The 26,205-nt window shown below is 50.8% G+C and carries 21 protein-coding genes and 2 pseudogenes; 16 read left to right on the forward strand and 7 right to left on the reverse strand.

Going from position 1 to position 26,205, the window contains the following annotated elements; all coding sequences use genetic code 11:
* The first annotated feature begins 25 nt into the window (after nucleotides 1-25).
* Together thiH and FRZ59_RS16340 are read left to right on the forward strand one after the other, a co-directional pair.
* Nucleotides 26-1,141, forward strand: a complete 1,116-nt coding sequence (gene thiH, locus FRZ59_RS16335; protein ID WP_132129803.1) for a 2-iminoacetate synthase ThiH — start codon at nucleotides 26-28, stop codon at nucleotides 1,139-1,141.
* Nucleotides 1,105-2,223: a HesA/MoeB/ThiF family protein gene (locus FRZ59_RS16340; protein ID WP_225975091.1), complete on the forward strand. Its 1,119-nt coding sequence runs from the start codon at nucleotides 1,105-1,107 to the stop codon at nucleotides 2,221-2,223. The genes thiH and FRZ59_RS16340 overlap by 37 nt, the downstream gene beginning before the upstream one ends.
* Nucleotides 2,224-2,232: 9 nt before the next feature.
* On the opposite strand, the gene FRZ59_RS16345 is transcribed toward FRZ59_RS16340, so the two are convergent.
* Nucleotides 2,233-3,000, reverse strand: a complete 768-nt coding sequence (locus FRZ59_RS16345) for a DeoR/GlpR family DNA-binding transcription regulator (protein ID WP_192901581.1) — start codon at nucleotides 2,998-3,000, stop codon at nucleotides 2,233-2,235.
* 41 nt (nucleotides 3,001-3,041) lie between these two features.
* Here FRZ59_RS16345 and FRZ59_RS16350 point away from each other — a divergent pair, with 41 nt between their 5' ends.
* The 10 genes and pseudogenes from FRZ59_RS16350 to FRZ59_RS16385 all read left to right on the forward strand — a co-directional run bounded on the left by FRZ59_RS16350 (nucleotide 3,042) and on the right by FRZ59_RS16385 (nucleotide 13,861).
* Nucleotides 3,042-5,591, forward strand: a complete 2,550-nt coding sequence (locus FRZ59_RS16350) for a phosphocholine-specific phospholipase C (protein ID WP_132129801.1) — start codon at nucleotides 3,042-3,044, stop codon at nucleotides 5,589-5,591.
* Nucleotides 5,588-6,763 carry an SGNH/GDSL hydrolase family protein gene (locus tag FRZ59_RS16355; protein ID WP_132129800.1) on the forward strand — a complete coding sequence of 392 codons (1,176 nt, stop codon included), beginning with the start codon at nucleotides 5,588-5,590 and terminating at the stop codon, nucleotides 6,761-6,763. The genes FRZ59_RS16350 and FRZ59_RS16355 overlap by 4 nt, the downstream gene beginning before the upstream one ends.
* Before the next feature lie 238 nt (nucleotides 6,764-7,001).
* Nucleotides 7,002-8,297 (forward strand): MFS transporter, encoded by a 1,296-nt coding sequence (locus FRZ59_RS16360; RefSeq protein WP_132129799.1) that lies wholly within the window; start codon nucleotides 7,002-7,004, stop codon nucleotides 8,295-8,297.
* Nucleotides 8,298-8,350: 53 nt separating this feature from the next.
* The gene (locus tag FRZ59_RS16365; RefSeq protein ID WP_132129798.1) at nucleotides 8,351-9,316 is read left to right on the forward strand and encodes a 2-hydroxyacid dehydrogenase; all 966 of its coding nucleotides are present in this window, start codon (nucleotides 8,351-8,353) and stop codon (nucleotides 9,314-9,316) included.
* Nucleotides 9,317-9,333: 17 nt separating this feature from the next.
* Nucleotides 9,334-9,984, forward strand: a pseudogene (locus tag FRZ59_RS19205) (FGGY family carbohydrate kinase); the annotation flags it as partial.
* Nucleotides 9,985-10,301: 317 nt separating this feature from the next.
* Nucleotides 10,302-10,565 (forward strand): annotated as a pseudogene (locus FRZ59_RS19550) (FGGY-family carbohydrate kinase); the annotation flags it as partial.
* A 39-nt stretch (nucleotides 10,566-10,604) separates the two neighbouring features.
* Nucleotides 10,605-10,766: a hypothetical protein gene (locus FRZ59_RS19555; protein ID WP_262713197.1), complete on the forward strand. Its 162-nt coding sequence runs from the start codon at nucleotides 10,605-10,607 to the stop codon at nucleotides 10,764-10,766.
* Nucleotides 10,759-12,228, forward strand: a complete 1,470-nt coding sequence (locus FRZ59_RS16375) for an FGGY-family carbohydrate kinase (protein ID WP_132129796.1) — start codon at nucleotides 10,759-10,761, stop codon at nucleotides 12,226-12,228. Before FRZ59_RS19555 ends, FRZ59_RS16375 begins: the two co-directional genes overlap by 8 nt.
* The gene (locus FRZ59_RS16380; RefSeq protein ID WP_132129795.1) at nucleotides 12,221-12,856 is read left to right on the forward strand and encodes a histidine phosphatase family protein; all 636 of its coding nucleotides are present in this window, start codon (nucleotides 12,221-12,223) and stop codon (nucleotides 12,854-12,856) included. Before FRZ59_RS16375 ends, FRZ59_RS16380 begins: the two co-directional genes overlap by 8 nt.
* An 18-nt stretch (nucleotides 12,857-12,874) precedes the next feature.
* On the forward strand, nucleotides 12,875-13,861 hold the full coding sequence (locus FRZ59_RS16385) for a glycerophosphodiester phosphodiesterase family protein (RefSeq protein WP_225975093.1): 987 nt from the start codon (nucleotides 12,875-12,877) through the stop codon (nucleotides 13,859-13,861).
* On the opposite strand, the gene FRZ59_RS16390 is transcribed toward FRZ59_RS16385, so the two are convergent.
* The 4 genes from FRZ59_RS16390 to FRZ59_RS16405 all read right to left on the reverse strand — a co-directional run bounded on the left by FRZ59_RS16390 (nucleotide 13,845) and on the right by FRZ59_RS16405 (nucleotide 17,487).
* The gene (locus FRZ59_RS16390; RefSeq protein WP_132129794.1) at nucleotides 13,845-14,279 is read right to left on the reverse strand and encodes a hypothetical protein; all 435 of its coding nucleotides are present in this window, start codon (nucleotides 14,277-14,279) and stop codon (nucleotides 13,845-13,847) included. The two genes, FRZ59_RS16385 and FRZ59_RS16390, sit on opposite strands and share 17 nt — an antisense overlap.
* A 68-nt stretch (nucleotides 14,280-14,347) precedes the next feature.
* Complete coding sequence (locus FRZ59_RS16395; RefSeq protein ID WP_207910313.1) at nucleotides 14,348-14,776, reverse strand: c-type cytochrome; 429 nt, start codon at nucleotides 14,774-14,776, stop codon at nucleotides 14,348-14,350.
* 22 nt (nucleotides 14,777-14,798) lie between these two features.
* Entirely contained in the window at nucleotides 14,799-16,046 is a 1,248-nt protein-coding gene (locus tag FRZ59_RS16400) for a YeiH family protein (RefSeq protein WP_132129793.1), read from the reverse strand.
* 1 nt (nucleotide 16,047) lies between these two features.
* The gene (locus tag FRZ59_RS16405; RefSeq protein ID WP_132129792.1) at nucleotides 16,048-17,487 is read right to left on the reverse strand and encodes a phytoene desaturase family protein; all 1,440 of its coding nucleotides are present in this window, start codon (nucleotides 17,485-17,487) and stop codon (nucleotides 16,048-16,050) included.
* A gap of 70 nt (nucleotides 17,488-17,557) precedes the next feature.
* Here FRZ59_RS16405 and FRZ59_RS16410 point away from each other — a divergent pair, with 70 nt between their 5' ends.
* The gene (locus FRZ59_RS16410; RefSeq protein WP_132129791.1) at nucleotides 17,558-17,887 is read left to right on the forward strand and encodes a DMT family transporter; all 330 of its coding nucleotides are present in this window, start codon (nucleotides 17,558-17,560) and stop codon (nucleotides 17,885-17,887) included.
* A 62-nt stretch (nucleotides 17,888-17,949) separates the two neighbouring features.
* On the opposite strand, the gene FRZ59_RS16415 is transcribed toward FRZ59_RS16410, so the two are convergent.
* The gene (locus FRZ59_RS16415) at nucleotides 17,950-19,944 is read right to left on the reverse strand and encodes an aconitate hydratase (RefSeq protein WP_132129790.1); all 1,995 of its coding nucleotides are present in this window, start codon (nucleotides 19,942-19,944) and stop codon (nucleotides 17,950-17,952) included.
* 168 nt (nucleotides 19,945-20,112) lie between these two features.
* Between FRZ59_RS16415 and FRZ59_RS16420 the strand changes: the two genes are divergently transcribed.
* Nucleotides 20,113-22,629: a TonB-dependent receptor gene (locus tag FRZ59_RS16420; protein ID WP_132129789.1), complete on the forward strand. Its 2,517-nt coding sequence runs from the start codon at nucleotides 20,113-20,115 to the stop codon at nucleotides 22,627-22,629.
* Nucleotides 22,630-22,746: 117 nt separating this feature from the next.
* On the opposite strand, the gene FRZ59_RS16425 is transcribed toward FRZ59_RS16420, so the two are convergent.
* Nucleotides 22,747-23,688, reverse strand: a complete 942-nt coding sequence (locus FRZ59_RS16425; RefSeq protein ID WP_132130833.1) for an IS1595 family transposase — start codon at nucleotides 23,686-23,688, stop codon at nucleotides 22,747-22,749.
* Between the two features lie 293 nt (nucleotides 23,689-23,981).
* On the opposite strand from FRZ59_RS16425, the gene FRZ59_RS16430 reads away from it, so the two are divergent.
* Complete coding sequence (locus tag FRZ59_RS16430) at nucleotides 23,982-25,637, forward strand: M43 family zinc metalloprotease (protein WP_132130811.1); 1,656 nt, start codon at nucleotides 23,982-23,984, stop codon at nucleotides 25,635-25,637.
* A gap of 100 nt (nucleotides 25,638-25,737) precedes the next feature.
* The gene (locus FRZ59_RS16435; protein ID WP_132130810.1) at nucleotides 25,738-26,181 is read left to right on the forward strand and encodes an NUDIX domain-containing protein; all 444 of its coding nucleotides are present in this window, start codon (nucleotides 25,738-25,740) and stop codon (nucleotides 26,179-26,181) included.
* The last annotated feature ends 24 nt before the right edge of the window (nucleotides 26,182-26,205 follow it).

Consider the following 26,205-nt stretch of genomic DNA (forward strand, 5'->3'; position numbering starts at 1 on the left):
TTAACGCAGCACTATTTAAGCAATCATGAGTTTTCAACAACTTTTTAACCGGTATAACTGGGATCAGGTAAGCAGGGATATCCTTTCTAAAAGCGCACGGGATGTAAGGCAGGCGCTCAATGCCCCCCGGCGAAACCTGGAACATTTCAAAGCATTGCTGTCTCCCGCCGCACTCCCTTTCCTGGACGATATGGCTTCTCTGAGCCGTCAGCTCACCCTGAAGCGCTTCGGCAAAACCATACAATTATATGCCCCGCTATATGTCTCCAATGAATGCCAGAATATTTGTACGTATTGCGGCTTCAGCATGGATAATCGCCTGGAAAGAAAAACCCTTAACGAAAAGGAACTGCTGGCCGAAGCAGCATATATCCGGGAAATGGGTTATGACAGCCTGCTGCTGGTCAGCGGAGAAGCCAATAAAACGGTAGGGACGGATTATTTTGAGAAAGCCCTGCAACTGGTAAACCCGGTATTTTCCCAGGTCTCCCTGGAAGTACAGCCGCTGGAAGAAGAAGACTACCGCAGGCTGATCGGCCGAAAATTGCACAGCGTACTGGTATACCAGGAAACATACTGTCGCGAAACCTATGCACTGTGCCATCCCAAGGGGAAAAAGTCCAACTTCGATTACCGCCTGGAAACTCCTGACAGACTTGGAAGAGAAGGGATCCATAAAATCGGCCTCGGAGTACTGCTGGGGCTGGACGATTGGCGAGCCGACAGCTTCTTTACCGCCTTGCATCTGGGATACCTGGAAAAGGTTTATTGGAAAACACGTTATTCCATCTCTTTTCCGCGGCTACGCCCCTGTGCAGGAACAGCAAACCTGTCATCAGGGATCAGCGACAGGGAACTGGTACAATTGATCTGCGCTTACCGTTTATTGGATCAGGAAGTAGAACTCTCCCTGTCCACGCGGGAAAACGAGCATTTCAGGAATAACGTGATCAGGCTGGGAATTAATTCCATAAGCGCCGGCTCAAAAACTAACCCGGGTGGATATACGGTTGCCCCCGGCTCTCTGGAACAATTTGAAATTGATGACACCCGCTCCCCTGCTCAAATAGCCCGCATGCTTAGCGCCGCAGGTTATCAGCCGCTGTGGAAGGACTGGGACCAGGCACTACAGCAGCAATGAAAATGACCGCATTTAGCAAAGAAGAACTGGAACGCTACAGCCGGCAGCTGATATTGCCGGAACTGGGGCGCGCAGGCCAGGAAAAATTAAAGCAAGCCCGGGTACTGGTGATCGGGGCCGGGGGCCTTGGCTGCCCGGCCCTCCAGTACCTTGCCGGGGCCGGCGTGGGAACAATCGGAGTTATCGACGGAGATACGGTTGCCGTAAGCAACCTCCACCGGCAGCTGTTGTTCACCAGAGAAGATGCCGGCAAGAACAAAGCATTGGCTGCTGTAGAAAAGCTTTACTCCATTAATCCCTTCATACAAGGGAAAGCGTTTCCGTTCTTCCTTGACGCAGACAATGCCCGGCCGCTGATTTCGGACTATGACCTGGTGATCGATGGAAGCGATAATTTTTCAACCCGTTACCTGGTGAATGATGCCTGCGTAATAAGCGGAAAGCCTTTTATTTATGCCGCGCTTCATAAGTTCGAGCTGCAGCTGGCGGTATTCAATTGGAAAGAGGGCCCTACCTACCGCTGCCTGTACCCGGATCCACCGGCCGAAGGTGAAATGCCCTCCTGTGCGGAAGCAGGTGTTATTGGCGTCCTCCCCGGTTTGGCGGGCATTATGCAAGCCCTGGAAGCCATTAAGCTCATCATCGGGACAGGACGGCCACTCTCCGGCCAGCTGCTGATCATGGATCTCCTGAACCATCACCGGCAGCTTGTAACCCTGCCGCTAGTGCCGGAAAACCGGGAAATAAAAAGCATTCATCCCGTACAGGTCAACTGCAAACCAGGAAACGTACCGGAAATCGACATACAGCAGCTTGAAAAATGGCTCGCCGGGGACTTGCTCCAGTTAATTGACGTACGCAGCCCTGCAGAATTTGAAGCATTCAGACTGAACAAAGGTGAAATAAACCTGCCGCTCGATCAGCTGGAAAGTCACCGGCATTTGCTTGATCCCGGCAAACGCATCGTTTTTCTTTGCCAGACAGGCAGCAGAAGTAAAAAAGCGGCCCGCCTGCTGAAAACAGTAAATGAACGCCTCCGGGTTTTTTCCCTGAAGAACGGCATTAGCAATTTGTCGGGCTAATTTCACATATTACCCGGCAACGATCACCTTCACTCCCCTTTCCTCCAGCAATTCCACGGTCTGCGATGAAACAGCATTGTCTGTAACGATGTAATGTACCTGGTCCAGCCCGCAAACGCGACCCAAACCTCGTTTCCCGAATTTGGAACTATCCGCCAGTACGACTACTGCGCGAGCGGACTCTATCATCTTCTGATTCAGGCTAGCTTCGGTAAAATTGGTAATGGACAAGCCGAACTCCAGGTCAATACCGTCCACACCAAGAAACAAGAGGCCGCAGGAGATATCTTCCAGGGTATGTTCGGCGGAAAACCCTGCTACTGAAGATGAACTCGGCCGGACTAGCCCGCCCAATTGCATTACTTCCACGTTCGGACGATTGCATAATTCAAGGGTTACCTTCACGGCGGGAGTGATCACGGTGAGGTGTCTGGGCGGGTAAAGGTAACGCGCAAGGCCAAAAGCAGTGGTTCCCGATCCGATGATGATGGAATCATTGTCTCCTACCAGGTCTACGGCCGCCCTGGCGATCTTTTGTTTTTCTTCGGCATTTATCAGCTCTTTTTCATTAATGGGCCGCTCCACAGCATAAGGATTATTAAGAGATCCGCCGCCGCGGGTACGAAACAAGAGGTTTTTTTCTTCCAGCAGTTTCAGGTCCTTCCGGATGGTCACTCCTGAGACTTCCATCAGATCACTTAACTCCTGGATGCTTACCCGTCCGCTTTCCTTAAGTCTTTGAAGAATGAATTGGTGCCTTTCGGTAATATTCAGCATATGACAAAAATAAAGATTAAATTTTTTTTAATTTGCCCGATATGGATTCAAGAAGAGACTTTCTAAAGAAAACGCTATTACTTTCCGGGGCAGCCGGCATTTCAGGCATTATGCCGGCTTCCATTCAGCGGGCGCTGGCCATTAACCCGGCCGAAGGCAGCAGTTACCTGGATGCAGAACACGTAGTGATCCTGATGCAGGAAAACAGATCTTTTGACCATTGTTTCGGAACGCTGCGGGGAGTACGGGGATTCAATGACCCGCGGTTCATCCACCTACCCGATAATAAGCCGGTTTGGCTGCAAACCAATAAAGCCGGCGATACCTTTGGCCCCTTCCATCTTAATATGCGCGACACCAAAGCTACCTGGATGGGTGATACGCCCCATTCGCGTTCCAGCCAGGTGGATGCCAATAATGAAGGAAAGTATGATAAATGGCTGGATGCCAAGGAGAAGGCAAATTATCCCGGCGTTCCTTTGACCATGGGTTATTATACCCGCCAGGACCTCCCCTTTAATTACGCAATGGCCGATGCATTCACCATTTGCGATCAGCACTTCTGCTCGGCAATGACCAGCACCTGGCCCAACCGGCTGTACTTATGGTCAGGTACTATCCGGGGCGAACAAAGCGGCGAGGCAACCGCATACATCAGGAATGAGATCCCTTACGGAGACGCACACTGGAAGACCTTTCCCGAGCGGCTGGAAGATAACGGCATTTCCTGGAAAGTTTACCAGAACGATATCACTACCGGCGGCGGTTACCAGGGCGAAGAACGTTCCTGGCTGTCCAATTTCGGCTGCAACCCTCTGGAATTCCTGTCCCAGTTCAATGCCAGGTTCGCTCCCGGCTATGTCAAAGGCCGCGAACGGCTGGTCAATTCCCTGCCGGAAGAAATCAGCGCGTTGGAAGAAAAGATCGCTTCTATGGCCCGGGAAGACAAAGGTTGGGAAAAGGCGCAGAAAGACCTGGCTGCAAAGAAAAACGCATTAAAAGCCGCCCGGGAAGAACTGGTAAAATGGAGCCGGGAAAATTTCGAAAAGCTTCCCCGGGAAACCAGGAACTTATATGAAAAAGCGTTTGCTAATAATGCGGGAGATGCGGACTACCGGAGCCTGGCTACCCTGGACTATGAAGAAAACGGGGTAAAAAGGTCGCTCAGCGTTCCCAAAGGAGACGTACTTTACCAGTTCCGGGAAGATGCGGGGGCTGGGAAACTACCTGCGGTATCCTGGCTGGTACCCTCTCAGAATTTTTCAGATCATCCTAGCGCTCCCTGGTACGGCGCCTGGTATGTTTCGGAAGTCCTGGATATACTCACTAAAGACCCGGAACTCTGGAAGAAAACGATTTTTATACTAACCTATGATGAAAATGACGGCTATTTCGACCATATCCCGCCCTTTACCTCTCCGGACCCGGAAAACCCGGCCACCGGAAAATGCCCGGAGGGAATGATTTCAAAGGGCGAAGAATACATCCGCCTGGAGCAGGAGCTGGAGCAGGGCCTTTCCAAAAGGCAGGCCCGCGGGGGACCCATTGGCCTCGGCTACCGGGTGCCCATGATCATTGCTTCACCCTGGAGCAGGGGCGGCAAAGTATGTTCTCAGGTATTTGACCACACTTCTCCCCTGCAGTTCCTTGAAAATTTTGTAAACCGGAAGTTTGGAAAGAACATCCGCGAAGAAAATATCAGCCCCTGGAGGAGGGCCATCTGTGGCGACCTCAGCGCAGCATTCAGCCGCTACGAGAAGGAAAAATCAACAAAGCTTCCCTTCCTTCCCAGGGACCCCTTCATCGAAGACATTTACAATGCTAAATTCAAGGATGCGCCGGCTACCTTTAAAAAATTAAGTAGCGAAGAAATTGCAAAGATCAAAGCCAATCCCGCTTCTTCGGGCCTTTTACCCAGGCAGGAACCAGGAACACGCCCTTCCCGTCCCCTGCCCTACGAACTCTATGCGGACTGCCGGCAGGGCCCTGACGGAGGGATAGAAATTGAGATGCGCGCCGGCAATAATGTCTTTGGTAAACAATCTGCAGGCGCTCCTTTTAAAGTGTACGCACCGGGAAATTACCTTTCAGCCAGCGCGGAAAGGGACGGCGGCAAATCATATGAAGCAGCCAGAAACTGGGACTTTGCCGTGCCTGCCGGCCGGCAACTGGCTGAACAATGGCCCTTCCAGGCATTTGAAGAGGGAAAATACCACCTGCGTATTTACGGGCCTAATGGTTTTTTCCGCGAATTCCAGGGAACCGGCCGCGATCCGCTTTCCGTTGCCTGCGATTATGAGCGGCATAAATCCCGAAAAAAGGGCCTTACCGGCAACGTGGAACTGACTATAAAAAATTTGAGCCCTGACAAAGCGCAGACCATTGTCATCAGCGATCAGGCCTATAAAAGTAAGCCGCTTTCAAGAGAGCTGGCAGCGGGCCAGGAGATCCGCCTGGCCCTGGATCAGGAGAAAAGTTATGGCTGGTATGATTTCACGGTTACCAGCAAAGAATACCCCGGCTTCATCTTCCGTTACGCCGGAAGGGTGGAAACCGGGGAAGAAGGTCTAAGTGATCCCGCAATGGCATGAAAAAGCTACTCTACACGTTATTTTTCATCGGCGCCGTACTGGCATTTTCCAGGGCAAATGGTGAAGTTACCCTTAAGCGGGACAGGCTGGAATCGCCTGCGCAAGGCCGCCCGGAAACACGCTCGCAGGACAGCCTGAAAATCAAATGGTGGAACCCTTCACAGCATTCTTCCCCGGTGATAGAGGGGCAGGCCTGGCCCGGTGAAGTCGCCGGCTTTTACGACCGGCTTCCCGCCAGGGCTCAGAAAACAGTAAGAGAAGCTGTTTGGGATCTTTCCCGTGAATCAGCCGGCCTGCTTATCCGCTTTCGCAGCGATGCCCCGGAAATACAGGTCCGATACACAGTAGAAGACGCCCTCGACATGCCCCATATGCCCTCTACAGGGGTCAGCGGCCTTGACCTCTATTCACCGAACGAAGACGGCCAATGGGAATGGACCGCGGGGAAATATAGCTTCAAAGACACCATCACTTATCATTTTCAATCGCTCCCGCATGGCAATAAACGGGAATATCACCTATACCTGCCCCTTTATAACAAAGTAAAATGGCTGGAAATTGGTGTGTCCGGCAATGCGGCACTGGAACCCTTGCCTCCCAGGAAAGAAAAACCAATAGCGATTTACGGTACTTCCATTGCCCAGGGAGGCTGCGCTTCCCGTCCGGGCCTGGCATGGACGTCCATCCTTGGGCGAAAACTCAACCGCCCTGTCATTAACCTCGCCTTTTCCGGCAACGGCCGCCTGGAAACCGCGCTGGTTGATCTGCTGGTTGAACTGGATCCTGCCCTGTTTGTCATCGACTGCCTTCCGAATATGTCGGGCTTTCCCGACGATACGATTAAAACCCGGCTGACAAATACCATCTCTACTCTTCTTAAAAAAAGACCCGGAATCCCGGTGCTGGTGACCGAACATGCCGATGCCGACATCAATTCCCTGAATACCTTACGGGAAGGCGGTTTTGACCGGGTGAACAAACTGGCAAGGGAAGCGCTTACCCTCCTGAAGACCAAAGGATTACAGCCGGTCCACTTGCTAAGCGCTGAAGAGATCGCACTTGGCATTGAAAGCACGGTAGACGGCGTACACCCGAATGACATCGGCATGATGGAGTATGCTCAGGCTTATGAAAAAGCGATCCGGGACATTTTACATGAAAAGGACCGGTAGCGCAACGTTCTAGCGTTTGCTTTCATTGTGTTAAATTTACTTTTCCAATTAACGGGAAAATTATCGTTTTCGATGATCTATAGCTAAAATTTTGCGGTTTCGTTAAAAATGTCGCTACAAACAGGTTTCAATAGATTTAATTTTGTTACAAATGATTTATTTTCCTTTATTTGCTGACCGGAGCTTTTGCTTTCCGGGACGGCGGCGATAGCCGGATGCAACCAAACAACCAATATAAATGCAAACCAATACACATTCCGAAAATTCGCTTCTCAGCAGGATGGGACTTCCTCCCGGCCTCAGCTGGGGATACCTGGGCGTCCTGATCTTCATGATGGGCGACGGAGTAGAACAAGGCTGGCTCAGCCCTTATCTTATAGAACAGGGTATGAGCATCCAGCAATCAGCCACGTTATTTACTGCCTACGGGATCACAATTGCCGTTTCGTCCTGGTTTTCCGGCGTACTGGCCGAAGGATTCGGGCCCAAAAAGACCATGATGGCCGGGCTGCTCCTCTATATCCTTGGGACAGTAGGTTTCGTGGGTTACGGACTGAACGATCTGAATTTCGGGATCATGATCATCACCTACGCCATCCGGGGCTTCGGCTACCCGCTTTTCGCATACTCCTTCCTGGTCTGGATTACCTACAGCAGTCCGCAAAAGGCGCTGGGCAGGGCAGTTGGATGGTTTTGGTTCGTCTTTACAGGTGGGCTGAACGTCTTCGGTGCCTATTATTCCAGTTTGGCCATTAAACATTTGGGTTACCTGGACACCTTATGGAGTTCCATTTTCTGGGTACTGGTAGGCGCGTTTTTCGCGCTTGTACTGAACAAATCGAAATTCCCTTCGGAAGCGGCCGGAACTTCCTCAAAAATGCAGGAACTGGCAAAAGGCTTAACGATCATGCGTGAGGAGCCTAAGGTACTCCTGGGCGGGCTGGTAAGGATCATCAATACAACCGCACAATTCGCCTTCCCGGTATTCCTGCCCATGTACATGGCCGAACACGGGTTCTCCACTACTGAATGGCTGCAGATCTGGGGGACGATTTTTACCGCCAATATTGCCTTTAACCTCATATTCGGCTTCGTGGGAGACCGTTTTGGCTGGCGCAACACCGTTATGTGGTTCGGCGGTGTGGGCTGCGCCTTCAGCACGCTCCTGTTTTATTATTCCCCCCTGCTTTTCGGGAGCAGCTTCTGGCTGGTTATGCTGGCAGGTGTATTATGGGGCGCCCTGCTGGCGGGCTACGTTCCCCTGTCGGCGCTGGTGCCTTCCCTGGTTCAAAAGGACAAGGGAGCTGCTATGGCGGTATTGAACCTGGGCGCTGGCTTGCCGGTATTCGTAGGCCCGGCAATTGTCGGACTGTTTATCGGTTCGGTAGGTAATTCGGGCGTCATCTGGATACTGGCTGTGCTGTACCTGGTCAGCGCCGTACTCACCCGGTTCATTACCCTTCCGCAAAATGCGCGTACTGCCCAGCACGCCGTAGAAAATGCGGCCGCTGCGCCTTCGGCCCTGCCGGGATAAATTGCAGGGCAATTAGCATAGAAAAAAAATCATCGTCTGGTAAAGGAGAAAGAATGAGAATACTGGTTACCGCGCCGTACAATGAAAACGGCTTGAAAGAATTGGAAAACGCGTTAGGGGAGGTAATATACAAACCCTGGAAACCTCACGGAAGAGCTTATAATGAGGAGGAATTACTTTCGCTGCTGAAAGATACGGCAGCAGAAGCATTGATTACTGAGCATGATCATGTAACGCGGAATGTTATCGGGCATTTTCCTGAGCTGAAATTCATCGGCGTATGCCGCGGGACGCCTTCGAACGTTTCCCTGGAAACGGCGGCGGAAAAAAACATCCCGGTATTTCATACCCCCGCACGCAATGCCCAGGCGGTAGCGGAAATGTTCCTTGCCAATGTGATTACCCTGATAAGAAATACATTGCCCGCTCATGCCTGGCTCACCGGAGGAAACTGGGAAGAAGGGGCGCATACCTCCTACCTGGAATTCAAAGGAAACGAACTGGCGGGAAAAACGATCGGAATGGTAGGATTTGGGGCCATCGGGCAGCTTATCGCCAGGCTGGTCAGCGGATTTCCCTGTCCTATCCGGTTTTACGACCCTTTTGTAACAACCTTCGATCCGGCCTTTCAAAAGCTAAGCCTGGAGGAGGTGTTTTCCGGAAGCGATATTGTATCAGTTCATCTTCCCGTAACAAGTGAGACCCGGGGGATGATCGGCGCGGATCTGATAAACAGGATGCGGCCGGGCGCCATCTTTGTAAATACCGCCAGGGCGGTGGTAGTTCAGCGGGAGGCGCTGCTGGATGCGCTGGAAAACGGGCGTATCCGGGGAGCCGTACTGGATGTTTTTGATCACGAACCCCCTGATGAGATCGACTACCGGATCATTCGTCATCCCCGCGTACTGGCTACTCCCCATATAGCCGGCGCCACCCACGAAGTGGAGGATCATCATGTAAACATTCTGAATAAACAGCTTCTTGCTATATTTAGCGCTAAAACCGGGTTAAGCCAATGAATACGAAAGCAGCCTGCATGGTAATTGACACCGGAACCGGAAACCTCCGGGTAGCCATTGCCGGCCCCGACGGGACCATACTGGGTATTGAACGGGAAAACGTACAGTACGAAAAGGATCCGAATTATCCCGAAGCGATTTACTTTGATCCGCAGCAGCTCTGGGAACAAATTCTAAAGCTCAGCGGTAAGGTATTGGCAAAAGTTCCCGGTATTTCCGTACGTGCCGTTACGGCCACCAGTCAGCGGGAAGGCATTGTGCTGACCGGCCGGCATGGAGAACATCTCATCGGGCTGCCCAATATTGATCACCGCGGCCGCGAGTGGGAAGGTATGATCCCGGATAAAAGCCGCGTTTATCAATTAACCGGGCGGTATCCCACATCCCTTTTTTCGGCGCTTAAAATGACCGGAATCCATCATCGCAGGCCGGAGATATGGGACCGGTTCTCCACCTTCATGAGCATTAGCGACTGGGTGCAGTTCCGGCTAAGCGGGGTCATTCACTACGAGCATTCCCAGGCCTCCGAAACCCTGCTTTATGATGTGGAAAGGGGCACCTGGTCAGACGAATTGTGCAGTTTGTTCGATCTTTCCCCCGCAATACTCCCGGAGCTTCGGCCTTCGGGCAGCATCCTGGGAAGCGTATTGCCGGAACGGGCCGGCGAATTGGGTATTTCAACCGATGCGCTGGTAATCGTGGGAGGGGCCGATACCCAACTCGCCGTGCGAAGTACCGGGCCCTCGGTTGATGACGTGATCATCGTATCAGGCACCACTACTCCTATTGTCAAAGTGACCGGCAATTACGTGACCGACACCGGGGAAAGAACCTGGACCAATCGTCATACTTCGGAAAAAGAATTTATACTTGAAGCCAATGCCGGGGTCACCGGTTTGAATTACCAGCGGCTAAAAGAGATCTTCTATCCGAATGAAGGCTATGATGTTATTGAAACGGAGCTGGCGGAAACCGATCATTCTCAATGTGTTGCCTCGCTGGGTTCGCTCGTTGCCAGCGAAAAGGCGCCCCTTACACGGGGGGGTTCATCTTTGACGCTCCCGTTTCGCACCGGCTCACAAGGAGCAGCTTCGTGTTCGCTACCCTTTGGGATATTGCCTGCAGCATCCGGGAAAACTATTCCATTCTTTGTGACGTACACGGGCACCAGCAAGACCATATCTGGGCTTGCGGGGGAGGCGTTCAAAGCCGTACTCTTCGCCAGTTTATTGCCAGCCTGCTTAATAAGGAGATCAGGATCAGGGACAGCTACCGGCAGTCTTCGGTAGTGGGAGGTGTATTCACCTGCAGCCAGGCCCTGGGAGAAACGGAATACCCGCCAAAAACTACGGAGACCATTAAGCCTCAACAGCAGGCATACTACAACGAACTTTACGTGGAATGGAAACGAACCCGCGATACCTTTAAACAGGCCTACCGGAATGGATAGTGCAACCGCTTATTTTATAGGGATAGACATCGGCACACAAGGGGCGCGCTGCATACTGGCAGACGAAAAAGGCAATGTTCTTGCAGGAAGCGAAGAACCTTTCCCGCTCAGTGACGCGTCGCGGGAAGAACAATCACCGGAAGCCTGGTGGAACGCTTGCCTTTTTACGCTCCTGAAACTTGTCGGGGATGTTAGACGCGGCATTGACCTTTCCGCCGTCAAAGCCCTTTCGGTCACTTCAACTTCAGGCACTGTGATCCCGCTCGACAAAGCAAACATTCCCCTTCACAACGCATTGATGTACAGCGACAAGCGTTCGGAAAAAGAAGCACTGTGCTGCCGGCAAACCGCGCAGCGCTTTTATCCGGAAGGTTTTACCGGATTTAACAGTTCCTGCGGCTTACCTAAAATACTTTGGTTTGCGCAGACCTTTCCCGAAAAGGCCGCCCGGATTGGCCGCTGGGCTCATGCGGCGGATTACATCACCGGACGGATCAGCAACACCTGGGGAATAAGCGATTTTACAAACGCCCTGAAATCAGGGTTCGATCTGCAAAAGGAGCAATGGCCGGCTTACCTGCATGAGCAGCTTTCTCTTAAAAGGGAATGGTTCCCGGAAATAGTTCCTTCCGGTACGCCCATTGGCACAATGGACCCTGTCCTGGCCCGGGAACTGGGATTGAGAGAAGGCATCCGGGTAGTGGCCGGCATGACCGACGGCTGTGCGTCCCAGGTTGCCTCCGGGGCGGTAGAACCAGGAACCTGGAATACGACCATTGGCACTACGCTTGTCGTGAAGGGCGTAACCCGGGACGCGCTAAATGATCCGGAAGACCGTTTTTATAGTCATCGCCACCCGGAAGGTTACTGGATGCCAGGCGGGGCCAGCAATACAGGCGCGGATTGGGTGGGAGAATTCAGCAAAATACAGGACTTGCAGGTTTTGGACAAACAGGCGGCAAAGCTATTGCCCGGCGGACAATTGGCCTATCCTCTCCGGCAGGAAGGAGAACGCTTCCCTTTTATCGCCCCGCACGCAAGAGGCTTTAGCCCGGAAGGGCTTTCATTGCCTGCTGCTTTCCTTGCCAACCTGGAAGGGGTAGCTTATGTGGAAAGATATGCCTTTGAACTGGTAGAAATGCTTAGCGGCGAAAAAGTGAAAGCCGTATATTCGGCCGGCGGCGGAAGCAGCAGCCTTACCTGGCTGACCATCCGGAGTAATGTACTGAACAAGCCTGTTTACCTGATGAAAGAAGTGAGCGGAGCCATGGGCGCCGCCATTCTTGCCGCTTCCCGAACCCATTTCGGTTCCCTGGGCCAGGCGGCGCGCTCGATGACAAAGGTCAGCAGGAAGATCCTGCCCGTTCCGGAACTGGCGGCGCCATATGAAAGATACTATAGCGCGTTCATACGATTGATGCAGGAAAAAGGATTCATGGATAAGGAAAAGGGACATGCTTAACGTTTATTTATTGCGGCACGGGCAAACCGGCTGGAATGCGGACGGCAATAAATATTGCGGCCGTACCGATATCCCGCTCACTCCCCTGGGCATTGAACAGGCAGGCCGCGCACGCGCGCTTTTGGAAGGGATTGAATTTGAGAAAGTATACGCGTCCCCGCTCGAAAGAGCGCACCATACTGCCACAATTGCCGGGGGCGGAAAGCCGGTGGAAACCGATGAACGCCTTATCGAAGTAGATTTCGGAAGCTGGGAAGGAAAAACCCGGGCGGAATTTATCCTGGAAAACGCTGCGCTTTGGAATAGCTGGTGCGATGACCCTTCCCTTACCCGCGCAGGCGGAACCGGGGAGACCGCCCTTGACGTGATCCGCCGGGTGGACGCTTTTTTCACTGAAGCGTTAAAACGGCATTGCTTCGGCTTGGAAGAAGCCGCCGGTTCAGAGCCGGCTCCGGACAAAAATATCCTGGTAGTGGGACACAACGGGATCAACCGCTTGTACCTGGCCTGGAAGCTGGGTATGCATCTGAAGGATTACCGCCGCCTGGTACAGGAAAATTCCACCGTCACCCTTTTCAGCCTGGATGAACATGCTGAGCTTACCCTTAAAATGCTGAATAGTCGTTAACCCCTTAATAATCATTTTATGCCAGCTACATTTAAACAAACATTCCTTTGTCGTTTTCTGACAATGCTCTTCGCCGCCTTCCTGGCAGCTGCCGCCGGAAAGGAAAGCATCGCCCAGTCTCAGGCGATCCACGCGATCGACGTTAGCAATGCCCGTCAGCTGCATAAATTCTTTCAGTACACCGGGAATGACATTCCTCTTATCAGCGGGCACCGCGGAGGCATGACTGAAGGTTACCCGGAAAACTGTATACCCAGCTTTGAAAATACTTTGCGGCATACGCCTGCATTTTTCGAAATTGATCCCCGGCTTACAAAAGACAGCGTGATCATCCTTATGCACGACGCCACACTCGAGCGAACGACTAATGGCACAGGAAAGGTCTCCGACTATACCTGGGAAGAACTGAAAAAACTCCGGTTAAAGGACAAGCACGGTAACCTGACAGAGTTCCGAATACCTACCCTGGCGGAAGTGATCGAATGGAGCAAGGGAAAAACGATCATCAACCTTGACAAAAAAGATGTCCCCCTGGAAATGACCGCTGATATCCTGGAAGCACACAAGGCCACGGCAAATGTCATGTGTACCGTTCATTCCGCCGAACAAGCGCTTTATTATTACAAACGCAATCCTAAAAGGATGTTTTCCGCCTTTATCCGCACTCCCGAAGAACTGGAAGCTTACGAAAAGACGGGAATCCCCTGGAAAAATATAATGGCATATATTGGCCCCAAAAATAGTCCCGAAGCACATAAAATGCTGAAACTGCTTCATGCCAGAGGCGTCAAGTGTATGATCTCCGCCGCGCCGTCCTATGACAAGCTCCCGGATTCCGCGGCCCGTGCAAGCGCTTACCGTGAGATCATCCAGGACGGAACCGACGTAATAGAATCAGACCTTCCTATTGAGGCCGCCGCCGCCATCAGGGAGCTATCGCCGGAAAAAGCCGCTAACCGGAAATTCTTCCGCAGGCAGGAGCTGAAAATCACAAAATCTTTATAAGCGTAACGACAACTCCGATAATCACCACCGTCTGGGCAAGCATAAATTTCATCAGGTCCACTTTCCCATTGGAAAGCTCCTTTTGAAAACTTTCTTTTATCCCAAAGATCTGCTTTTGCAGCTCATCCTTCACGCCGGCGATTTCCTTACGAAGCTCATCCTTCACGCCGGCGATTTCCTTACGAAGCTCAACTTTAACGTCAGCGATTTCCTTACGAAGGTCATCTTTCACGTCAGCGATCTCCTTGCGAAGGTCATCTTTAACGATAAACGTATCCTGCTTCGTGGTAAGAAGGGCAAGATGCTGCTTCAGTTCGTCTTTCACTGTATTTTTAATTCCCTTTACGACCATTTGGGCATCGTTTTCCCCGAAAACGCGCCCAAAAACCTTGTGTAGTTGTAATTCATGAGTAGACATAATAACAAAGCTATCCAAAGCGCCGCGAATTCGCAAAAAAAAATTAAACCCAAAAGGTTTAATCGCTGTTATGGCCTTGTATCCAGAGACAGAATATAGGTAACCATTGCTTCTGCGTCTCCTTCCGAAAGACCCGGATGCGGGATCATGACCGCATAGCCCCATGCTCCGCTTCCGCCATTGATCACTTTGGAAGCCAGCATTTTAATATATACCTGGTTCAGGGGATACCTGGCGGCGATGTCGCGGATGGCCGGCCCGCGGGCCTTTTCATCATCCCGGTGACAAGTATAACAGTCCGAATACCCCATGAGTACTTCGCCTTTCCGAACAACTTCTTCCGGGATGGAATCATTTTTTCCCGGTATTTTCCTGATATAATCCACTTTCCGGCCTTCAAGCAATCCGATAGCCTTTGGATCCTTTTTAGAGGAGTCCTTGCAGGCCGCCAGGAAACTGCCCGCAAGGGCCAGGAATAAACAAACTTTCTTGATCACTTCATTCCCTCCGGGCCTTGCTTTAGGAAAATATTAGATAAGCTACAGCCAGCGTGATCAGGATATTCAGCAGCTGGGCCGTAATAAAGGCCAGCGCAGGGCGGCCGTTATCCATTTTAAATATTTCGGCGAAACGTGTTTCCAGGCCAATACACGTGAAGGCCAGGCCAAACCAGACGGTTTGAATACCTTTAATAGAACCGCTGGCTAACTTCACCGTTTCCGCTGACAGCACGAACGAGAAAAGCAGCGAAGCCAGGACAAAACCGAGTACAAACTTGGGGAAACGCTCCCAGATCGTTTTCAAAGTAGGCTTTTCCACCGTGCTGTCCTTATTACTGTACGTCCAGTAAAGGGAAATGGCAAAGGCCGCAATTCCGAGCAATACATTTTGGGAGAACTTAACTACTGTCGCATATTTTACCGCCTCTTCTCCCAGCAGCGTACCCGCCGCTACTACCGCTCCCGTTGTATCAATAGTGCCGCCCATCCAGGCGCCGGCTACGGCAACCGGCAGGTCAAGCCACATGGCAATATAAGGCATGAACAACATCATGGGAATCGCTACCACCAGCACGAGGGAGATGACGTAAGATAATTTCTTGCTATCCCCTTCTATGGCTCCGGAAGTCGCAATAGCAGCGGATACGCCGCAAATAGAAACTGCGCTGGAAACCATCATCCGCAAATCATCGTCCAGGCCGAACTTCCTGCAAATGAAATAAGCGGAATACCAGACGGCAAATACGACCACAACCGATTGCAGTAATCCTAATGAACCGGCCTCCACGATATCACCGAAAATGATGCGGCAACCCAGCAGCACCAGCCCGGTTTTGATATAATATTCCGACTGAAGCGCGGGTTTCGCCCAGGTGGGCACACTAAGTACATTCGAAATAAACAGACCCAGCAACAAGCTGAATAAGACCACTTCCAGTCCCAGATCGGAAACTACGTTGTTTCCCGTGATAAGCTGGGCCAGCAGCGTGATAAGAAAAATAAAAAGCATTCCCTTCAGGCTTTTGACAAACTGCAAAGACTGTCCCATGAGTACGCGGCCAAGCAGGTAGCTGAAAAGGATCCATACAAATAGCCCGGCCAGGATCAGCCACAGGGATCCGGCGCTGAAAAGGGCCGCAAGTTCATTCCCGCTGCCCCAGGAAAGTTTCGGAAATGCAGGACGCAATCCTGCCAGTACCACGAAGATGCTCGCAAAGGCGATGACAACAGTAGCCCAGTCTTCGGATAGCTTAAATTTAGTATTCATTCTATGGTTTGTTATTTATTTTAAAAATATCTTTCAATGCCCGGGATGCGGCATGGAAACCACACATACCATGCACCCCGCCGCCCGGAGGCGTGGAAGAAGAACAAATATAAATGCCTTTGGCAGAAGTTCTGTAGGGCGAATAACGTAGCGCAGGCCGGGTGAACAATTGCCCGGGCAGGACAGCGCCTCCGTTAATATCTCCTCCAATATAATTAGCGTTGTAGCCTTCCATAGCGGCCGCGTTCATTACGTGCCTGGCCAGGATCCTTTCCCTGAAACCTGGCGCGAACCGTTCTACCTGTTGTTCAATCGCCTGGGTCATATCTTTATCCGACCCGTTCGGCACATGACAATACGCCCAGGCCGTATGTTTCCCTTCCGGCGCCCGGGAAGCATCAAACAGGCTTTGCTGGGCCAGCAGCACAAAAGGCTTTTCGGCGTGTTTCCCTTTCCGGGCCAGGTCTTCGGCAGCTGAAATCTCTTCAAAAGAATTTCCTAAATGAAGGGTGCCCGCCCTGTCGCAGCCCTGTGCCTTAAAAGGAACAGGCGCATCCAGCGCCCAGTCAATTTTGAATACCCCGGGGCCGTAACGGTATTTCTCCAGCTGCCATTTATAGAAAGAAGAAAACCGGTGGCCTGCTATCCGCAGCAGCTGCTGCGGGCCTACATCCAGCAGCACGGCCCGGGAAGATGGCAGCTCCGAAAGCTTCTCCACCTGGAAGCCCGTTTCAATTTTACCGCCGAGAGACACAAAATAAGCAGCGAGTGCCGAGGCTATCGCACCGGAGCCCCCCCTGGCAACCGGCCAGCCGCTAAGATGCCCCGCAGCTATTAATACCAGGCCTATGGCAGAAGTAAGGGAATGGTGCAAAGGCTGCATGGAATGAGCCGCCATTCCCGCCCAAAAACCTTTCGCTTTCAGAGAAGAAAAATTTCCTGCGATCCGGGCAGCCGGCTGAATCCCTTTCAGGCCGAAGCGGGCCATTTTTAAAGGATGCCCCGGGAAACGAAGCGGTCCCAGCAGGGCATTCTCAATAAAGGACCAGTCCCTGAGCAGCGATCCTGTCAGGTGCAGGTAAGTTTTCGCGTCTGTTCCGAATTGCGCGGCTGTCTGGCCCGGATGACGGTGTAAAAATGCGGCGCTCCCATCGTCAAAAGGATGAGCGGCCGCTGTTTCAGGATAAATGAATTTTAAGCCATGTTGCTCAAGTGGAAGTGTTTTAAAAAAAGGCGAAATTGCCGCAAGTGGATGAACCGCGGAACAGACGTCATGCAAAAAGCCGGGCAAAGTAAGCTCTTCGGTACGCATCCCCCCGCCAACGGTATTTCTGGCTTCCAGCAGAAGTACCGACAGGCCGGCCTGCTGCAGGACAATAGCAGCCGCCAGGCCATTTGGGCCGGCGCCTGCAATGACGGCATCGAAATCTGTTTTACTCATTCCCGCAATGTCCCCGGCAATATAATTATTTATGCTACCAAAATAATAGTGTAACACCTAACTTTGTCCCATGAACTGGATAATTCTATTGATTGCCGGTCTTTTCGAGGTTGGCTTTACCTTTTGCCTTGGAAAAATGAAAGAAGCCGCCGGCGGCGCGCTCACTCTTTGGACGCTGGGTTTTTTTGCTTCTCTTTCCATGAGTATGTTCCTGCTTTACAGGGCCACCCAAAATCTGCCTATTGGTACGGCTTACGCCGTATGGACCGGAGTAGGCGCGGTTGGTACCGTGTTAGTGGGGATCTTCGTATTCAGAGAACCCGCTACTTTCTGGCGCTTGTTCTTCATCAGTACCCTTATTGCCTCCATTATCGGTTTAAAATTCGTTTCTTCCCACTAATTACTACTATCGCGTCAAAAAGGAAAAGGTACTGACGCTGTGTTAGGCCTCAACTTCCCGCACTAGGATTCCGAGGTGGTTCCCGAAGTTTTGGGGTCTTCAGAAGGCATGCTGAAATAATTGATCACCCCTCCGGCGATCACTACGCGTACCTGGCGGTCGCTCAGGCGGTTCGTTAGCTCGTATTGAAGCCCTTTGGTATGATTATGAGCCACCTGGTTTCGCTTATTTTGAAGGTTCCCGCTTATATTTTCAAGCCGGATGATATCTCCTTCCTCAATCGTATCGTAATCCGCGGGATGCACAAATTCAAAAGGCATAATGCCGAAATTCACCAGGTTCTGCCAGCCCAACCGGGCGTAACTTTTCGCCATGACGGCTACCTGTCCCAAATACCGGGGAGCAATAGCTGCATGTTCCCGGCTGGAACCCTGGGCGTAATTTTCAGCGGCCACCACGATATGCCCGCCGAAACGTTCCCTGGCCTCGAGGGCGCGCTCATAAAACGTTTCGTCAATCCCCGTATAGGCCCAGCGGCTGATCTCGGGAATATTGCTTCTTAACGCCAGGACCTTTACTCCTGCTTTCATGATCTCATCTGTGGAAATGTTGTCGCCCATTTTCAACAGCACGGGAACTTCTGCCTCACGCGGCAGTTCGTCGAATTTCGGGAAGGTTTTAATATTAGGCCCTTTTTCGAGCGATACCTGTTCACCATCGCCCGGCGGAGCAAGTAACATTTCCGTATTGATAATCTCCTTTTCAGGCCGCTGGTACCTTTTATAAGTAATTCCGTAGCGTTGCTCCAGGTCCCTCGGATCGGTGATCCTGCCGGTAAGCGCGGAAGCGGCGGCGGTTTCAGGACTGCAGAGATAAACCTTATCATCCAGGGTACCCGACCTTCCCGGAAAATTCCTGGGAACGGTACGCAGGCTTATTTTACCGGTGGCGGGGGCCTGCCCCATCCCGATGCAGCCCATGCATCCCGCCTGGTGAAACCGGGCGCCGGCGCTGAACAGGTTGAAAAAGGATTTAGTGGCGATCAGGTTCTGAATGACCTGCCGGGAAGTAGGGTTTACATCAAGGGAAACAGCCGGATGAACCGTTTTCCCGCCGAGGATCTCGCCCACTATCCAGAAATCACGAATACCCGGATTGGCGGAAGAACCAACCACCGCCTGCGCAATATCCAATCCTTCCACTTCCCTCACACGCACGACCTTTCCGGGGCTGCTCGGACAGGCAATCAATGGCTCCAGGGAAGAAAGATCAATTTCGTCCTCCAGGTCATATGACGCTCCTTCATCAGCCAGCAACTCCACCCAGTCGCTTTCACGATCCTGCGATCGCAGGAACCTCCGGGTTTCCTGATCCGACGGGAATACCGTCGTCGTGGCGCCCAGCTCCGTTCCCATATTCGCGATCACATGCCGGTCCATGGCGCTCAGGTCTTCCAGTCCCGGGCCGTAGTACTCCACGATCATTCCGCGGCACCCCTTTACATCATAACGCCGCAGCATCTCCAGGATCACGTCTTTGGCGCTTACCCAGTCAGGCAGCCTGCCCGTCAGTCTGACACCCAGCACAGAAGGCATCTTCAGGTACAAAGGCTCCCCCGCCATCGCAAAGGCTACGTCCAGCCCGCCTGCTCCCAATGCCAGCATGCCCAGGGAACCAGCTGCCGGAGTATGACTATCAGACCCGGCCAGACTCTTTCCCGGTATCCCGAATCGTTCCATATGCACCGGATGACTCACCCCGTTGCCGGCCCTGCTGTACCATATCCCGAACTTGCGGGCCGCTGAGCGAAGAAAAATATGATCGTCCGCATTACGAAAATCGGCTTGCAGCAGGTTATGATCCACATACTGAACAGACACTTCCGTTTTTACCCGGTCTATATTCATGGCTTCCAGTTCCAGCATCACCATCGTACCGGTCGCGTCCTGGGTAAGGGTTTGATCTATTTTAAGCGCTATTTCCTCACCAGGCAGCATTTTTCCATCCAGCAGATGAGAGGAGATCAATTTCTGTGAGACATTCATCGGATCAGCCATAATTAAGGAGTTTGCAGTATTTCCGGATCAGGAGAAAATGGCAAAAACTCTGCCAGCGGCTGAAGCCATGCCTGTATCGCATTTGTTACCGATATCCTTCTTTTAGCCTGCAACATTTTACCTGGAATGATCGTCCAACGTACAATTATTATTTAATTTCGAATTAGAATGACCGCCAAAACCCCCTTCAGAAAACTGCTGTTTAACAGTATGCTGCTCCTTTTACTGCTTATTGCAGTTACTCCCTCCTATTCGCAGCAAACAGGTTCAGCAGCAAGTCCCGGGCTGTCCGGTAAGACCGGAACGGTTTCCGTGACCGGAAAAATTACTTCCGAATCCGGTAATCCAATAGCGTTCGTGAATATCGCCCTGCTGAAAGCCGGAGACTCCAGCCTGGTTACCGGCACCGTCAGCGACTCAACGGGAATATTCCTGCTGGAAAACCTGGCTTCGGGCAAATACATTATAAAAGCAAGTTTCCTGGGTTATGAAAGTGCTTTTTCCGGGCCTTTCCAGGCGGGAGGAGCAGCGCCGGCGCATAACGCAGGCACCCTGGTCATGAAGCAGGATACCGGCCTGCTGCAATCGGTAACGGTAACCGGTCAGAAACCCCTTATCGAACAAAAGCTCGACCGTACCGTACTCAACGTGGAAAACAGCATCCTGGCGCAAGGAAATACCGCGCTGGAAGTACTGGAAAAAGCTCCCGGCGTCATGGTAGATAACGACGGAAATATCAGCCTGAAAGGAAAGCCTGGTGTGCTGATCATGATAGACGGTAAACCTACCTATCTCTCCCAGCAGCAGGTAAGTACCATGCTGCAAAGCATGTCCTCGAACAATATTGCGCGCGTGGAAATCATCACTAACCCTTCGGCTAAATACGAAGCGGCTGGTAACTCCGGGATTATAAACATTGTACTGAAAAAGAACAAGAATGCCGGTGTGAACGGCAGCGCCAACGCCTCCTTCAGCCAGGGAAAGAAATACCGGGCCGACGGGGGGCTTAACCTGAACTACCGGAATAAAAAACTGAACATATTCGGCAATTACAGTTACGGTCAGCGAATGGGCGATCGCCAGCTCGACATCAGCCGCAATTTTTTCGTTTCCGGCAGCGATATTATCGACCGCAGCTTCCTGCAGGAGGCTCACATGAAAATGCCCTCGCATAACCATTCCGTAAAAGGCGGCGTTGACTATTATCTCGATGAAAAAAACACCATTGGGGTAATGCTTAGCGGAAACATTGGCGAATGGGAAAGCGATAACCCCACCCTTAGCAGCATCTTACATCCGGATGAAAGCCTTCACTCGGGTTCCCGTTCGCTGAATGTAACCAGTAATCACTGGAACAACCTCACCTATAATTTTAATTACAAACACATGTTTGATTCGGCGGGAAAAGAACTCACCGCTGACATGGATTATTCACGGTCGGATTATGGCTCCGACCAGAATTTTCATACCGATTTTTTCGATGCCGCCGGTGAAACCGTCAGCCAGGCATCCGTACGGCGCGGCTCCCTCCCTTCGCTCACCGATATTTACGCGGGAAAGATCGACTATGTACATCCCTTCAAGAACGGGATCAAACTGGAGACCGGCTGGAAGAGCAGTTTTGTGACAACGGATAACAACGTCCGGTACGACAGCCTGGCAGGAAACAACTGGGTGGTTGACCATGCCACCACCAATCATTTCACCTACCGGGAGAACATTAATGCCGGCTACCTGAATTTCAGCAAGGACTTCAAGGGTTTCAGCCTGCAAATAGGCCTCCGCGGCGAGCAAACTATTACAGAAGGGCACCAGGTCACGACCGATTCCCTTGTTAAAAGGAACTATTTCCAGTTATTTCCCAGTGTTTTCCTGCGGAAAGAATTGAACAAGAATCACCAGCTGCAGCTGTCCTACAGCCGACGCGTCAATCGGCCCGACTATGAAAGCCTTAACCCTTTCCGTTATTATATCGACCCATACACCTATGAAGAAGGGAATCCTTACCTGGAACCCCAGACGACCCATTCAATGGAATTCAGCCATGTATTTAAAGGGAAATTCACTACCACCGTCAATTTCAGCCACACCGACGACGTAATGACGGAAGTGGCCCGGCAAATTGATTCCACCAATACCACATACGTTACGCGCGAGAACCTGAGTACGCAGAACAATTACGGCCTCAGCATCACCGCTCCCGTTCCCATCACCAGCTGGTGGATGTCCAACAACTATTTCAACATCTTTTACAACCAGTATAAGGGGGAATATCTTGGTGACTTTGTCAATACCGGGCTGGCTTCCTTTAATTTCAACTCGCAGAACACCTTCACGCTCAAAAACGGCTTTTCATTGGAACTGAGCGGATTTTACAATTCGAAAGCTGTTTACGGCCTCCTCATTGCCCAACCCATGTACATGGTTTCAGCAGGAATCCAGAAAACCGTGCTGGATAAAAAAGGCACCATTAAATTCAATGTCAGCGACGTATTCAATACCCGGCGTTTCAGGGGCGATATCCGCTACCAGAACATGGATATCGGTATCCGCAACACCTGGGACAGCCGCATGGGCACGCTCTCGTTCAGCTACCGTTTCGGCAAGGAGGACATTAAACCCGCCCGCCGCAGGAATACCGGCAGCGAAGCCGAGCAGAACCGCATCCGCGGCGGGGGTAACTGACAACGATAGAATTTTCTTTTTTGAATGTTAACGATTTCGGCAAATTCCCTATAGTAGGAATTTGGTCGGGGGACTGTAATGCAAGAATATTTGCTTTAGCTATTTAATTTTTAATGATTATCCGCAATTATACCTGGCCTTTCCGTACCATGTATCGGCAACAGCAGCAACTATAAGCCGATCAAACAACTCTTTCCCAAAGTAGCGTCGGTTGACTTTATAGCAGAACTCATCGAGGTAGTTCTGAAGGTAGTCTGCTTTCACCTGATGGTTGATGCCCAAAAGGGCACGTTTAGCATTACTGATCATCGTATGCACCCAGGGTAGTACCTTGGAGGCTTCCTCAGGCTTAACGGTTCTCCGGACATGTTTGGAGACAATTTCGCTCAGTCTGTTAAAACCGCGCCACCCATCGCTCTTGATGGTCGTCACCGCCCGGGTACCACCCTGAACGGCTTGATTTACCGTAAGTGCTGAACTGTCAGGCACCACCACCATTTTCACGTAACGGAATGAAGATGATTTCTTATGCTTCTTGGGACGGCCTACTTTGGGTTCCACCTTGGCCATGACCACGACTTTGCTCTGCCCCTGGCTGCCACGGCCTCTTTTGGGAGGTTCATCGTCTTTCTCCTCTGAATGGGTCTTGAAAAAAGCATCATCCAATTCCACCACCCCTTCAAAATCATACTGCTCATCCCGAATGCCCATTACCGAGCGCAGCTTGTGCATCATGGCCCAAATGGGCTCATACCGTTTATGACCCAGCTGGCGCTGAAGTTCCAATGCCGAAATCCCCTTCTTGGTCATCGTCATCAGGTAAATCGCATATAACCAGTATTGAAACGGAAGTTTGGAACTTTCCATCACCGTTCCGCTACGAAGCGTTAGCCGATAACGGCAGCGTTTACAGTCGTGCGAATTGTAGGTCGTATTCCAATAATGCTCCCGGCTACCACATTTCTTACACACGATGCCCTGACGTTCCTTTATTGCTCTAAAATGAGCAATGCAGCTCGCCTCGTCAGGATACCGTTTTACAAACTCTATAAAATTCATAATCGCTTCTTTGATGCCCTAATATAAGCATTTAGGTAGTATTACGGACAATCATTTAATTTTTTTAACTTCATTATCCAGTTACTTCTCTTTTAACTAACCGCAAATTTAAAATGTTCGCTATTTTATTTTTCGGACTCCTAGCAGTTAATCGCAAGTGCATAAGAAGCATGCATAAAAATCCAACCCAGATTTCAAAAAAAGGTGTAACTGTTCACAATAACATTCTACTAGTGGCCCCCTTCCGATGGATATCGCGAAGATATTTGATTGTAAACCAAACCATATAAGTTATGAAAAAAACTTTACTCATCTTCAGTATCTTGTCTGCAGTTCTTAAAACAACATTATCGTTTTCGCAAACAACAGATTGGCAGTGTAAAACAGTAGCATCTGAGCAAGCTATAATCACTGATCAGTTCAAGATTCAAGGAATTTCACCCTTGGTTCCGTCTCGTCACATTGTTCGTCTGTATTTTCATATTGTTCGCAGAACGAACGGAAGTGGGGGTTTAACCACCAGTCAAGTGAACACAGCCCTTTCAATTCTCCGAAATGACTTCTCAAACACCGAAATCTGTTTTATTGAAAAAGGGCGATCGTTTGTTAATAGTGATTACTACTATGATTTTTATACAGATCCAGCCGCAAAATTCCCTCAGCTCATAAATGTTAATCATCAATCTGACGCAATAAATATATATCTATTGCCGCCATCAGGTTGGCCCGGAGCTGGTAAAGCCCAGGGGATTCGGACAAATGCCTTAGTCGTTGATGGATACATGGCTCTCACATCCGTAATCACCCACGAAGTGGGGCATTGTTTAGGCCTTTATCATACTCACCATGGAACTGTGAGTGAGGAAGGCGACCCTGATCAATGTCCGGAGTTGGTAAATGGTAGTAATGGACATAATTGTGGTGACTACGTTTGGGATACACCAGCAGATCCAAATAAATGGTCAGGTTGTCTGTATAACGGTCTTGTTACTGATGCGAATGGGCAGCCGTACAACCCTGATAATGATAATTTAATGTCTTATGTTGACCCGGGCTGTTTAGACGTATTCACTTCTGGTCAAATTGAACGTATGCATGCCATGATTAACTCGAATTACCCAAACATATTAGATAATGTAATTGTTAAAATGCCTGTTTCTGGACCAGAAGTCGTTTGTTCTTCCGAAACATATACAGTTGCTAATACTCCTCCTGGTTCTACTATTACATGGACTGCCAGTCCTTCAGGTATTGTCTCCATAACGCCAAATGGCACAAGTGCAACCGTCACTAAAATCAACCAGGGACACTTCACATTGAAGGCCACGATTACACATTCCTCTTTTTGTAATAGCCAACCAATCGAAGTGGGTTTAGCAGATATTCATGCAGGAACCTATACCAGCAGCGATTATCCGATCATGGGACCATATATCGCAAACTGTAACCAATACGTTTACTATTATACAGATGAATTGCCAGATGCAACTAATTATGACTGGTTTTGGCCAGCAGGCTGGACTTACGTAAGCGGCCAGGGAGGGCCATCCATAACCTTAATAACGAACAACAATAGTGGCACAGTAGGACTTCGAGTTGACAATATATGTGGCCTGGCTGGCAGTCCATTTACAAAATCAACCTCTATAACCGGGCCATGCTTTCAAATTTCTGTTTATCCAAATCCAGCTAGGGATAAAGTAAATGTGAAAATTAGCGATATGAATGGAGTATTGGGCGAAAAACCATTGGCTTATTTCGCAGAAAAAATGCCTCTAATAAAAGAAGCCCATCTGTATAACTATTCAGGTATTTTAATAGAATCGGTACGATATCCGGATGGAAACGAAAAAGTCGTTTTTTCTACTGTTGATCTTCCAGCGGGAAACTATATTATCCGAGCTACCGATGGAAAAGACTGGGGGAGTACAAACTTAATTATTCAATAAACGCTAGCTGTATGCGAAATATGCGGATTAGTACTTACCGTCGAAACCTTGATGCTTGACTCCATCTTGCTATCTTTGGCTCTTGTTATTCATATAAATAATGAAACCCCGTCCTTCCTTACTGGTCATTGAAGAAGACTGCCTGCTGCTGATGCGTTACAATTATAACGGGCGCAGGGTGTACGGCATCCCCGGCGGAAACCCGGATGAAGGCGAGTCCCTCCAGGACGCCCTTATCAGGGAACTACGCGAGGAACTCCAGGTGGCCGTTCAGCCCGGCGACATGATATTCTCCGCAGAAACCGTTCGGCCCGGAAAGCCGGATGCCCACGTTCTGCATTGCCTCTTTGAAGGAAAAATCCTTGAAGGCCGGCCGGCCCTCGACCCGGCGGAAACGACTGCCGCTGCGATAGAATGGATCCCGGTAAGGGAACTGGAAACGCTCCATCTCTATCCTCATCTCGGGAAGGCAATTGCACAATGGCATCGCGAACAACTGCCGCACAAGACATACCTCGGAGCCATTCTCCAGCCCTGGGCATAAGTTACCCTGGGTTTTTCAGCCCGG

The organism is Anseongella ginsenosidimutans, from assembly GCF_008033235.1.
GTDB classification, from domain to species: Bacteria; Bacteroidota; Bacteroidia; order Sphingobacteriales; family Sphingobacteriaceae; genus Anseongella; species Anseongella ginsenosidimutans.